Annotated in this window: 13 protein-coding genes; 3 read left to right on the top strand and 10 right to left on the bottom strand. The window is 36.5% G+C overall.

The window, feature by feature from the left end:
* Nucleotide 1: 1 nt before the first annotated feature.
* Together C8D70_RS12110 and C8D70_RS12105 are read left to right on the top strand one after the other, a co-directional pair.
* Nucleotides 2–412, top strand: coding sequence for a BrxA/BrxB family bacilliredoxin (locus tag C8D70_RS12110; RefSeq protein ID WP_027372869.1), 411 nt, complete (start codon nucleotides 2–4; stop codon nucleotides 410–412).
* Between the two features lie 105 nt (nucleotides 413–517).
* The gene (locus tag C8D70_RS12105) at nucleotides 518–2032 is read left to right on the top strand and encodes a GH3 auxin-responsive promoter family protein (protein WP_110367478.1); all 1515 of its coding nucleotides are present in this window, start codon (nucleotides 518–520) and stop codon (nucleotides 2030–2032) included.
* Between the two features lie 70 nt (nucleotides 2033–2102).
* Here C8D70_RS12105 and C8D70_RS12100 read toward each other — a convergent pair whose 3' ends face one another.
* The 10 genes from C8D70_RS12100 to C8D70_RS12055 form a co-directional block, all read right to left on the bottom strand.
* Complete coding sequence (locus C8D70_RS12100; protein WP_110367477.1) at nucleotides 2103–2513, bottom strand: hypothetical protein; 411 nt, start codon at nucleotides 2511–2513, stop codon at nucleotides 2103–2105.
* Nucleotides 2514–2541: 28 nt separating this feature from the next.
* Nucleotides 2542–2904: a hypothetical protein gene (locus tag C8D70_RS12095; protein ID WP_110367476.1), complete on the bottom strand. Its 363-nt coding sequence runs from the start codon at nucleotides 2902–2904 to the stop codon at nucleotides 2542–2544.
* A 4-nt stretch (nucleotides 2905–2908) separates the two neighbouring features.
* On the bottom strand, nucleotides 2909–3880 hold the full coding sequence (locus C8D70_RS12090) for an endonuclease/exonuclease/phosphatase family protein (RefSeq protein WP_076595257.1): 972 nt from the start codon (nucleotides 3878–3880) through the stop codon (nucleotides 2909–2911).
* 73 nt (nucleotides 3881–3953) lie between these two features.
* Nucleotides 3954–4742, bottom strand: coding sequence for an endonuclease/exonuclease/phosphatase family protein (locus tag C8D70_RS12085; protein ID WP_083688790.1), 789 nt, complete (start codon nucleotides 4740–4742; stop codon nucleotides 3954–3956).
* 213 nt (nucleotides 4743–4955) lie between these two features.
* A complete protein-coding gene (locus tag C8D70_RS12080) occupies nucleotides 4956–5711 on the bottom strand; it encodes a rhomboid family intramembrane serine protease (protein ID WP_110367475.1) in 756 nt (251 codons plus the stop codon).
* 5 nt (nucleotides 5712–5716) lie between these two features.
* Nucleotides 5717–7513, bottom strand: coding sequence for a DNA mismatch repair endonuclease MutL (gene mutL, locus C8D70_RS12075; protein WP_076595254.1), 1797 nt, complete (start codon nucleotides 7511–7513; stop codon nucleotides 5717–5719).
* 314 nt (nucleotides 7514–7827) lie between these two features.
* Nucleotides 7828–8655: a YoaK family protein gene (locus C8D70_RS12070; RefSeq protein ID WP_076595253.1), complete on the bottom strand. Its 828-nt coding sequence runs from the start codon at nucleotides 8653–8655 to the stop codon at nucleotides 7828–7830.
* A gap of 30 nt (nucleotides 8656–8685) precedes the next feature.
* A complete protein-coding gene (locus C8D70_RS12065) occupies nucleotides 8686–9180 on the bottom strand; it encodes a hypothetical protein (RefSeq protein WP_076595252.1) in 495 nt (164 codons plus the stop codon).
* Between the two features lie 246 nt (nucleotides 9181–9426).
* Nucleotides 9427–10839, bottom strand: coding sequence for a sensor histidine kinase (locus tag C8D70_RS12060; RefSeq protein ID WP_110367474.1), 1413 nt, complete (start codon nucleotides 10837–10839; stop codon nucleotides 9427–9429).
* A 3-nt stretch (nucleotides 10840–10842) separates the two neighbouring features.
* Nucleotides 10843–11550, bottom strand: coding sequence for a response regulator transcription factor (locus tag C8D70_RS12055; RefSeq protein ID WP_076595250.1), 708 nt, complete (start codon nucleotides 11548–11550; stop codon nucleotides 10843–10845).
* A gap of 195 nt (nucleotides 11551–11745) precedes the next feature.
* On the opposite strand from C8D70_RS12055, the gene C8D70_RS12050 reads away from it, so the two are divergent.
* A complete protein-coding gene (locus C8D70_RS12050) occupies nucleotides 11746–12315 on the top strand; it encodes a helix-turn-helix domain-containing protein (protein ID WP_110367473.1) in 570 nt (189 codons plus the stop codon).
* Nucleotides 12316–12522 lie beyond the last annotated feature (207 nt).

The following is a 12522-nucleotide window of genomic DNA, read 5'->3' as shown; positions in this document are numbered from 1 at the left end:
TATGTATCCAACAGATTTAGTAATGCCCATGAAGGCAGAGCTTACAGATAAAGGTTTCCAGGATTTAACAACTCCGGCTCAGGTAGAAGATGCATTGAAGCAGTCCGGAACTACATTATTGGTAATCAACTCCGTATGTGGTTGTGCTGCAGGTGCTGCAAGACCGGGAGTAGTTTACTCTTTGACTGGAGACAAAAAACCAGATCATTTAACAACTGTATTTGCAGGATTTGATACTGAAGCAGTAGTAGAGGCAAGAAAACACCTTGCTCCATTCCCTCCAAGTTCTCCGTGTGTAGCACTTTTCAAAGATGGTGAATTGGTTCACATGCTGGAAAGACATCACATCGAAGGAAACCCTGCAGGGGCCATTGCAGCAAACCTTCAGGCAGCATACGATGAATATTGCTAACAAGCAATCAAATAAATATCAAACCGTTACAAATTTTGTGACGGTTTTTTTATTTAATCACGTAAAAAATTTTCTGAAAATTCAAATATCATTATATTTGTTGAAATGGCAACCAAAGCACTTTTCAATACAGTAGTCAACTGGTTCATCCGTCAAAGGATTGACCAGATACAGAATTTTATGGACCATCCTATTGAAACCCAGAAAGGTATACTTTTTTCTCAGCTGTTTCATGCGGAGGATACAGAATATGGCAAGTTATACGGATTCAATTCTATCTCAAGCTATCAGGATTTCAAAAACAAAGTTCCTATTGTTACCTATGAAGAAATGGAGCCTTTTATTGAAAAAGCCAGACAGGGATATAAAGATGTAAGCTGGCCTGGTCTTATTAAACATTTTGCCAAATCATCGGGTACAACCAATGCTAAAAGCAAATTCATTCCTATCTCTGCTGAAAGCCTTGAATACTGCCACATGAAAGCCGGAAAGGACATGGTTTCCATTTATGCCAACAACCATCCCGAAAACCAGCTTTTTAATTATAAAAATTTACGTTTAGGAGGAAGCTCCGAGCTATATGCAGATTTTAATACAAAATTTGGAGATTTATCTGCTATTTTAATTGACAACCTTCCTTTTTGGGTAGAAATTACCACCACTCCGAGTAAGAAAGTTTCTTTAATGGGAGAATGGGAAAGCAAGCTTAAAGCAATCACTTCTGAAGTAAAAAATGAAGATGTAGGAAGTATCCTTGGAGTACCAAGCTGGATGATGGTTCTTCTGCAAAGAGTATTAAGAGAAACCAATGTAGGAAGCATTTCTGAGCTGTGGCCTAATTTAGAGGTGTTTTTTCACGGCGGAATCAGCTTTAAGCCCTACAGGGAACAATTCAGACAGATCATCGGAAAAAACATCAATTACTACGAAATTTACAATGCTTCCGAAGGCTTCTTTGGGATCCAGGACAGATCAGACAGTGATGAGATGCTGCTGATGCTGGATTATGGGATATTTTATGAGTTTATCCCGATGGATCAGTTTCATTTTTCAAATCCGAAGGTAGTAAGTCTGGAAGATGTGGAAACAGGAAAAAATTACGCCATGGTGATCACCACCAATGGAGGGCTTTGGAGATACCTGATTGGTGATACCGTTGTCTTTACCTCGATCAATCCTTTCAGAATAAAAATAACAGGAAGAACAAAACACTATATCAATGCTTTTGGAGAAGAGCTCATGATCACCAATGTGGAATCTGCCCTTTCAAAAGCTTGTGAAACAACGGGAGCACAAATTACGGATTTTACAGGAGCTCCTGTATTTATGAAGGGAAATGAAGGAGGTGCCCACGAATGGATTTTTGAATTCAGCCGGCAGCCTGACAGCCTTGACAATTTTATTGATGCTTTTGACAAGCATTTAAAGACCATTAATTCAGACTATGAAGCAAAAAGATACAATAATATGACTCTAAAAAGGCCGATTGTACATATCGCTAAAGAAAATCTGTTCTATCACTGGCTGGAAGCTAAAGGAAAACTAGGCGGACAAAATAAAGTGCCAAGATTAAGCAACGACAGAGAATATATTGATCCACTCCTGGAAATGAATAAATAAGAGAGAGATTCCTAACCCTCTCCACTGCAGACTAAAAAAGCCGTAATTCTACTGAACTACGGCTTTTAAATTATTTGCTTAAATCTTCTTTCACTTTCTTAGCGGCTTCCTCTATTTTCGAAGCTCCTTTTTTCGCAGCTTCTTTTGCATCCTGCCCTACTTTATTAGCTTCAGTCTTTATATCCTGACCTGCTTTGTTAAGATCCTTTTTTGTCTTATCAGCTGTGGCATCTATTTTATCTTTTGCCTTCTGGGCAGCAGCATCAATCTTATTACCTGCTTCATCTACTTTAGCCTTCACATCTTCCTTAGCATTGCTGATCTTTGCACTATCCACAACGTTAGGTGTTTCAGTAGTGGTAGTGGTAGTGGTGGTAGTAGATCCATCAGGATTCTCTACCTGTTCTGTTTTTGTTGTTGATTTTGTACATGCTACAGTGAATACTGAGATCACGATTGCAGCTAGAATTTGTTTTTTCATATTGTTTATTTTTTAATGGAATTCGGATTTATTCTGGTTTGGATTCCTGGGCTGACGGCTTTTCTGCTGTCTTCAGCTTCTTTTCAGCCCCTGCTTTTTTCTTTTCTTCTTCCTGTTTTGCCTTGTTTTCTTTTTCAAGCTCTGCTTTGAGCTTATTTTCTTCATCCTGTAATTTTTTAGCCTGTTTTACAGAATCAATATACTGAGGAGAAGACATTCTTATTTTCCGTGCAATATCTACTGAAACAGCTCCTGTAGAAAAGGAGTCGATAGCGATAGTATCATAACGTATTTTTACTTCCTGTTCAGCTACGAAGCCCGGAGATTCTTTCTTGGAACAAGCCGTAAAAAGAACGGTATAAATAAAAATCGCAGTCAGTAAATTTTTCATGGAACTAATTTAATAGAAATTCTGCAATTACAGGATAGTGATCCGATAATTTCACAGACTGGTCTACTTTATAGCTTAACGGAATGATGGATTTCGAAGTGAAAATATAATCAATCCTCAAAGGAACTTTATAATCGTGAAAACTGCTCGCACTACCTTTTCCTGCTACCAGAAAGGCATCCTGAAGGTCTTTTCCAAGATTGTAATATTCATAAGAATTGGGAACAGAATTAAAATCTCCTGCCAGAATAACAGGATAAGGAGATAAATCTACCATTTTTCTGATTCTTTTTACCTGATCTTCGTGGGCCTGGAATGTAGGAGTCATATGAGAAAGTAATGTTGAAACATTTCCCAAACCAAATCCATCTAGTTTCGTAAACATCGATTTATGAAGTCTGAAGGGCTCAAGATATACATTAATAATTCTGATTACTTTTCCATTAATGTCTATATCAGCATAGAATGAATTTCCGCGAGCCTTTTCATCAATAAGTTCCGCTTGTCTTACAATTTTATGCTTAGTTTTAAGAATAACTGACGGATATTTTATAAGATCACGTTTTATAACCCGATTGGTATCTTTTTCCTGTACCAGAATAATATCAGCATCCTGTGCTTTGATGTAGTCCTTTACTTTATCCCAGCCATACTCTCCGTATTTCACATTAAATGTCAATACCTTGATATCCCGTATTGTTTTTAAATTTTCTGTTTTGGGAGAAAAGTTGATCCATCTTCTGATTGGATTATAGAAAATAAATGTCCCTAATACAAAAGCAATAGCAATTTTTTCTTTTTTAAAGATCCAGATCAGCGTAAGAACCACATGCGCCAGGATCAGATAAGGAAAACCAAGAGACAGAAGATTCAGGTTGCCTAAAATATTGGGCGGAATCCATGCATTCCCCAATGTGCATAACAGCAAAACAGCAACAACGATATGTATAAATAGTAATATCTGGTTCGACTTCATGAAAAAACGGTCTTGGTACGGTTTTCTTTCAACAAAAATCCTACCAAGCAGATAATTTTAACTATTTTTATGATTACCTGTTCTCCGTAGAAAACTTAACTATGACAGGATAATGATCTGAAATACTTACAGAACGGTCAACTTTATAAGATATTACCTTTAATGATTGTGAAGAAAAAATATAATCAATTCTGATAGGAAATTTATAATCGTGAAAACTGGTTGCACTTCCTCTTCCTGCTTCCACAAATGCATCTTCAAGCCCGTCTGATAAATGATAATATTCGTAAGAATTGGGTACAGAATTAAAATCGCCCGCTAGAATTACAGGATAAGGAGAATTGTCAATTGCCTCACGAATAAGTGTTACCTGATCCTGATGTTTTTTAAAGGTGGGAATCAGCCTTTTAACAACATCTTTTATTTTTTGTTCATCGGTATCGGTATTTCCATTAAGTCTCACCATATCTTTTTGAAAGCGAAAAGGATTGAGATAGACATCAATGAATCTGTATACCTTACCTTTAATTTCTATATCAACCTGTAATCCGGGAATTCTTACATTTTCATCCTGCGGATCTATGAGCTGCTGTTTAACAATTCTGTGTTTGGTTAAAATCGTCAAACCTCCACCAGGATTTGCTTTCTGATATCCATCAAATCGATATATTATACCGGCATCCTCCTGTAAAAGAAGAACATCCGCATCCAGAGACTTCAGGTAAGGTCCTGTCTCCGCACTTCCTCTTCCGCCAGCTCTCGTATTGAAAGAAACTATTTTTATATCAGAATTCCCACTTTCAGGCGAAGAATAATTAACCCAACGTTTTACAGGATTTATAAACGCTAAACCTGCAAACATAAATACAAAAGCTCGTTTTTTCCAGCTGAATACCCAGAAAACCGTTAGCATAACATATACTATAATAAGCACAGGAAAACCTAAGGAAAGCAGATTAAACCATGGAAAAATCTTTGGTGGAACGTAAGCGTTCAATAAAGTACCCAACAGTAGAAATAAAATTCCCAGGTGGATTATGAACAATATAAGTCGGAAAGCCTTCACAATGCTGCTTTAGTTGAATCTGTACAAATGTTTTTTCCAAATTCTTGCCAGCAGCCATCCTACCAAAGCACCACCCACGTGAGCCAGATGAGCAACTCCTCCTCCATTTCCTGACACCCCAAGATATATGGAAACCATAACAATAATAGGCAAAAGATATTTTACTTTTATAGGCACAGGAATAAACATGATTCCAATTTTAGAATCGGGATACAATGTTGCAAATGCAGCTACTACTCCGAAAATCGCTCCCGAAGCACCCAACATTCGTGATCTTAAATCTGTATAAAGCTGATCTGACAAATTCTGTGCTTCCTGAGTAGACGCATGGAATGATAAATAATCTGCGGTGTTAAGAGATACCCTTGAATAAATTTCAGAAGCATTTACTCCTAAGCTTTCCAGACCAGAAACAATTTGTTGAATTTCAACAAAATTCCACAAATTGAACAAGAAAAAGGAACCAAGACCACTTGCAAAGTATAATATCAGATATTTTTTATCTCCAAGCGTTTGCTCCAAAACAGGTCCAAAACTAAACAAAGTAAACATATTAAATAAAATATGCATTATCCCTCCAGGTTCTTCAAGAGGAGCATGCATAAACATATGTGTAATTACCTGCCATGATTTGAAGAGTGGAGAAAAAGGATAATAGCCTACCAAGGAATCATACAATCCTTTAAAAATAAAATTAGATATGAGGTATACTATAACATTAATGATAATGATATTCTTTGTGATGGGTGGTATATTGTTAAACATATTCTTTAAAATTTGTTTTTAAAGTCGTTAAACGGAACTTCATAAAAGCATCTTTTACCATCCGGTAAAAACTCCGGGAAGCCTAATGCTGTAAAGTCTTTAATAAGCTGTTCCGCATCTTTTTTATAAATAAAGTCAAATCTTGACTTCGACTGCATTTTACTCCATTGGTTATGGTAATACTGCATAAATTCTTCTTCCGTCTTGTAGTCCAGGATCTCAAAAAGGTTTTCGAGAAATTTCATGGCCTGGGTTTCTTTCAGTCCTTCAGGAAGCGAATCTATTCGAAGTACACTTTCATGAGCAATTTTCATGTCAAACCCTAATTCCGGAAGATATTTTTTTATCGAATTGTATTTTGTCTTTTCGATTTCATTCATATGATATTCCAGAGAGAAAAGAAGAGCATGGCTGTTTGTATTGGATTTTCTGGTGGATTTATTTCCTTCAGAAACCAATAATCTGTGCATTCTTCCCAAATCCAGCATTAATGTGACATCTCCTTTGTTGAAAAGCCAGTATCCATTGGGAAGTCTCATCAGGTCTTCGTCAAAATCTTCATCTTCAAAAAGATTGATCTTTGAAGGTTCTGCCGTAATATTCTGATGGTACATTTCTGTAAGGTTCTGAATTTCCTCCGGATGTACTACATTTTTCTCCTCCAGAAACGGATTATAGTCTTTATCTACAATGATTTCAGGCATTTTAAAAACACCGCCACCGGTTCCGCCTCCATTTCCTTTGCTGGGAATCGGTTTATTCATCATTTCATCCAGTTCAGGATCTCTGTCGAAATCAAGACTTGGAGAAACATTATAAATTCCTAAAGATCTTTTAATGGTTGAACGAAGCAAAGCAAAAATAAGATGTTCATCTTCAAATTTCACTTCTGTTTTCTGTGGATGGATGTTGACATCTATTTTCTCCGGATCAAGCTCCAGAAAAAGGAAAAACGAAGGCACATATCCCGGTTGAAGAAGCCCTTCAAATGCTTCCTGTACTGCTTTATTGAAGTATGGACTTCTGAAATACCTTCCATTCACAAAAAGGAACTGTTCTCCCCTTGCTTTCTTTGCTCCTTCCGGCTTGGCAACAAAACCGTGAAGCTTACACCAGATAATATCTTCTTTAATGGGAATTAAAAGTGGCTGTAATTTTCTTCCGAAAACATCCACAATACGCTGCATCTGACTTCCTTTTCTCAGCCTGAAAACAGCTTCATCATCGTGGAACAGGGAAAACTCAAGGTTCTCATGAGCTAGCGCAACTCGTTGAAATTCATCAATTACGTGTCTGAATTCAATATTATTATTTTTCAAAAACTTCCTTCTTGCAGGAACGTTATAGAAAAGATTTTTAACCAGAAAGTTTGATCCGTCTGCTGTCTGAACCGGGTCCTGAAACTGGAAAACTCCTCCTTCAATATAGATATTGGTTCCGATGGAAGTATCTTTCTGTTTCGTTCTCAGCTCCACCTGTGAAACCGCTGCTATCGAAGCCAGTGCTTCCCCACGGAATCCCTTTGTGGCAATCTTAAAGATATCTTCTGTTCCTTTTATTTTGGAGGTAGCATGTCTTTCAAAAGCCATGCGGGCATCTGTTTCAGACATTCCTTTTCCGTCATCTACCACCTGAATAAGGTTTTTCCCGGCATCTCTGATGATCAGTTCAATTTTCGTTGCATCTGCATCAATAGCATTTTCCAAAAGTTCTTTCACAATGGATGCAGGCCGCTGCACCACCTCTCCCGCTGCAATTTGGTTGGCTACATGATCCGGTAAAAGCTGAATAATATCTGACATAAAAACGTAAATCAACTTACAAAAATAGTTAATGAAAACGGGAATTAAAATACTAAAATCGTGATTTAATATTTAATTATCAACATTTTTGCCTATTTATCCCCAACTGATTTTTTTAATGTTTGTAATGAAGGGCGTTAGCAGGTTTATTTTTATGATCAGGAAACTTTCATTTCAGCAGCCAGTAAATAGGGCAAAAAACAACAGAAATACTGATTAGTAAGATCATTTTTAAGAAAAACACCCCTATTTTATAATAAAATAAGGGCATTTACAGCTAGTTTATACAAAAAATTAATAGTGTGTTTTCTAATTTAATCCTCAAAGACCAATTTTCTTTTCTTTTCTCTTTTAGGAATTCCATGGATTTTATCATACAGGTAAGCAAAAAGATTGGGCTTTTTATAGATTCTGCTGTATCTGTATTTTGTATTGAAGTGACGGATATGAATTTTATAGGCATCGTACCCGATGACAATCAGAAGACATATACTGATGACATAGAACACCCTGAATTCCAGATAGTAGTAAGTTAATCCTGAAAATACGGCTCCCATTACATAGGCAAGCATAATACTCATGAGAAGTTTTGCTCTGCCAATCAGCTCTCCGTTTTTTCTGTACTTTTTCTGGGTAAACATCGATGTCAGAATTCCAAGGTCAGTAGTAGTTCCGGTAAGGTGGGTTGTTTTTACGGAGAAGTTGGAAATACTTGCGGTAAGACCGTTCTGAAGTCCGGTAGCGAAAAGCATTAATGCTACTAAATATTCTGTTTCTTCTAGTGTTTTCTGATAGTAAAACTGCCCGTATATTCCCACAAAAAGAAGACATATAATTTCCAGCACAATCGGCATGGCATGGGCAAAATATTTGCTTTTATTATTAAAATTGATAACGATAAAGTTGGACACGAAACTTCCGAAGAAGAACAAAAAGATCCATCCTCCTACGACTCCCACCTGCGTCCAGTTTCCTTTACTGATTTCCGCCGCCAAAATAGCGTAGTGCCCCGTTACATTCGACGTAAAAGAGAGAAATATCAATAGGGATGCTATATTTATAGTACCTGCCGTAAAGGCAGTCAGCGTCCCCAACCTGATATTGTCTCCCAGTGTCCTGCTGTTACTATAATTTCTTAACATTTTTTATCTTTTTAAATAGTGTTTAACTTCTTAGGCTTCCACAAAGATCTCTGCCAGTCTTCCTCTTTCCGGAAGTCTTTTTCTTACTTCAACAGGGATTTCATAAGACTTCAGATCTTTACACTTTTTGATGTAAGGAATCAGATCAAACTTGCCATTTCCTTTGCTTTTGATAGCAGGAGAATAATAAGCTTCCACAATATTTTCCGCCTTAACGTACTGATTGAATGTCCTCTGAAAACTTCCTGTAAAGACATCACATATGATTTTATTGACCAGGTGTGGATATTTATTGCTGATGATTCCGTAGGCATCACAGAATTCCGTAGGCCTGATTTTATTGAATATCGATGTTTTGGTACTGAATAAAAGATCTCTGATAGAATCTCCGGAATCATATCCGGAAGTCAGAAGGATATTATATTGGTTCTGATCTTCTGCTGCATCTTTCTCTTTAAGTACTTTTTTCAATATGTTCAATGACTCAAGAGAGTAATCTGTTGCAATTAAAATTGTTTTAGTCATGTTCTTATTATTTTGTATTGTGTTTATCTTTTTTGATGATACAAAACTAGAACGACCATATTAGAAGATCTTTGGAACGGAATTAAAATGTGATTAAAGAGATTAAAATGAGATTAGAAAATTGTTAACAGGAGTTCATACCCCAATAAACTAAAATCGAAAAGAAACCAAATCAACAATATAACATACTGATTTTCAAAACAAAATAAAATTAAAAACAAGTAAAAAAAGTCAGAACAGAGATTCTTATTTATTGATTTCTTCGCTCTTCTGAGTGCTGTAGAAATTAGGAAAACGCATCTGTACTGTTGTTCCCTGATTCTCGTGCGAGCTTACAATCAGTTCACCATGGTGCATTCTTACAATATTTCTTGCCAGCGGAAGCCCGATTCCGTAGCCTTCGTAATTATTGGTATTCGAAGCCCTGAAAAACGGATCGTAGATTTTGTTCATTTCCACTTCCGGAATCCCGATACCATTATCTTTTACAATAATATAAACGTCTGCATTGGTAGCTCCAAGCGAAACTTTAACCTGCTGGAAATTAGAATATTTACAGCCATTACTGATGATATTGGCTACGGCAAGATGCAATAACTGTTCATTTCCCTGTACTTTCAGTTTCTTCGGGTTATCGGGAAGCATGCTGATATCAAGGTAAATATTGTTTCTGGAATCAATTCTTCTGAGCGTTTCAATAACATCCCAAAGAAGCTGATCGATTCTTACCTTATCCATTTTCTGGATCTTTCCATCAAATCCGGTTTGAGCAATCATAAGCAGTGCTTTGATCTTTTTATCAAGTTTTTCAGCTTCATCCAGAATGATTCCCAGGGTTTCTTTGTATTCATCGGCCGTTCTGCTGATGGAAAGTGCCACATCCGCCTCACCCATAATGGAGGTAAGAGGAGTTCTCAATTCGTGGGAAACATTTCCGATCAGGTGATTCTGGGTTTCGAAAGACGTTTCAATACGGTTGAGCATATCATTAAAGGTGTCTACCAACTCATTCAGTTCTTTATTATCAGGCTGTGATTCCAGCCTTAAATGAAGGTTTTCGGAACTGATTTCCTTTACTTTTCCTGTAATTTTTAAGATGGGTCTGAATAAAGTTTTGGACAGATAAAAAGAAAAAATCATACTAAAGAACAGAGACAGTACGATACAGGTAAGCAGTGTTCTTTTTAGGAAGCCCAGATAATAAACCACATAATGGTTTTTGGCTGAAGCAATGGCAATATAATCTTTATCATCATATCTGAAGCTTTGTCCTATATAATAGAATTCTTCATCATTATAATTGGACTCTCCTTCTTTGATAATATTTTTAAAGAAATATGAAGGAATATGAACTTCCTGAGATATTTTTTTGAAATTGGAATCACTGGGAACAGCAAAAACATAGTCTTTTTCCATCGGAAGTTCCTCATCATTTAAACTGTTGAGAACATAGTTTTCCGGAAGATCGAGATGATCTTTGCTTTTTTCTATCTGAACGATGGTTGCCGTTCTGATCTTCAGCAGCTCATAAAACCTCTGATGCGAAAAATTAACAATAGAAAAGTACACCAAACCACTGAACAGCAAAATGATGGCGGTAAAAACCAGCATCAAAAGCACCATCGTTTTGGTTTGATTTGTAATGACTTTATTAAACATTCATTATGTTTTTTTCAACACATACCCCATTCCTATCACGGTATGAATCAACTTATTATCGTCCTGGCTATCCAGTTTTTTTCTTAAATAGTTGACATAAACGTCTACCACATTGGTTCCCAGCTCATAGTTTACGCCCCAGACCGCATCCAGAATTTCTGCTCTTGAAATTACTTTTTCAGGATTATTCAGGAAATACAACAGGAGTTTATATTCTGTGGAAGTAAGGGAAATATCTTCTCCGGCACGGGTTACTTTCTTGGTATAATCATTCACCATGAGATCCGAAAACTGAAATACGTGTTCATTATCCGGCTCCGGTTCGGCAATTTCCTGTGGACCATTGTTATTGCTTCTTCTAAGCAGAGATTTCACGCGTGCCACCAGTTCAATAAATTTAAAAGGCTTTACAAGATAATCATCTCCGCCGCTTTCCAGCCCAAGAACGATATTTTCAGAAGTTCCCAAAGCAGTCAAAAATAAAATAGGAACGCTCTGATTGGTTTTTCTTATTTCTTTGCATACATCCAGACCATTCATTTCCGGAAGCATAATGTCTAAAATAACCAGATCGAAATCGTTAGCCCGCACCAGCTGCACTCCTGTACGCCCGTCAAAAGCAACAGAAATCTCATACCCATTTTCCTGAAGTCCCTTTTTAATAAATGAGACAACACTGGTTTCGTCTTCGATAAGAATAATTTTTTTCATAGATGAAATAAGGAGTTTTACAAAAATAGGGAAATTTTGCCGGAGAGAAAAGACGAAAGAATCTGAGAAAGCCGGGAAACGCAATAATAATTTTCAATGAATTGATTCCCTCTTATATCCAAACTCTATAGAATAATATTACCTTTGTTTTGAATATAATGATGAAAAAATAATTCAGGTTAAATTGCACACAGTATGAATGACTTTTTAATAGGTATCGGCAAAAGATTAAAGGATATTAGAAAAAAGAATAATTTAACCATTAACGAACTGGCTTTTAAAGCGAACGTGAGCAACGGCCTTGTTTCCAGAATTGAAAATGGAAGGACTATTCCTTCACTTCCTGTTTTATTGGATCTGATTCAGTCGCTTGAGATTGACGCCAGTTATTTTTTTGAAGGAGTTGAGAAAAAATCCAACGCCAAATTCATCTATGTTCCGAAAGAAAGCCAGCAAGTCATCGAAAAGGAGGTGGAAGCTGAAGGGTTCAAATACATGCATATCTTCAGCAAAAGTCTTCATTCTTTAGGGTTTGAAGCTGTACTGCTGACTCTCGAACCCAATTCTAAAAGGGAAAAGGTTATTACGGATGCCTGGGAATTCAAATATATTCTGAAAGGAGAAGTGAAATATATGATTGACAATGAAGAAATCATCTTAAAAGAGGGTGATTCTTTGTATTTCAACGGAAAATTTCCTCACGTTCCGGTAAGCATCAGCAATGAGAGCTGTGTGATGCTTGTTCTTTATTTTTATACGGCTTAACTATCTCATTTTTTTAACACAAAGTTTTTATTATTTTGCTTTTGTCATTCTGACGAAGGAATAATCTCTTATTTGCATTCAATAACTTGAGATTCTTCATAACATTCAAAATGACAAATGTAGTGTAGATTCATTATAGACATCCATATAATAATCATCTTATTTTTACATCATTCTTCAATTTTTGAATTAAAGCACACATGAAAG

This window comes from Chryseobacterium sp. CBTAP 102 (assembly GCF_003201365.1).
Lineage (GTDB): Bacteria > Bacteroidota > Bacteroidia > Flavobacteriales > Weeksellaceae > Chryseobacterium > Chryseobacterium candidae.
Note: the sequence above shows the minus strand (reverse complement) of the source record. Positions and strands in the feature narration are given on the sequence as shown.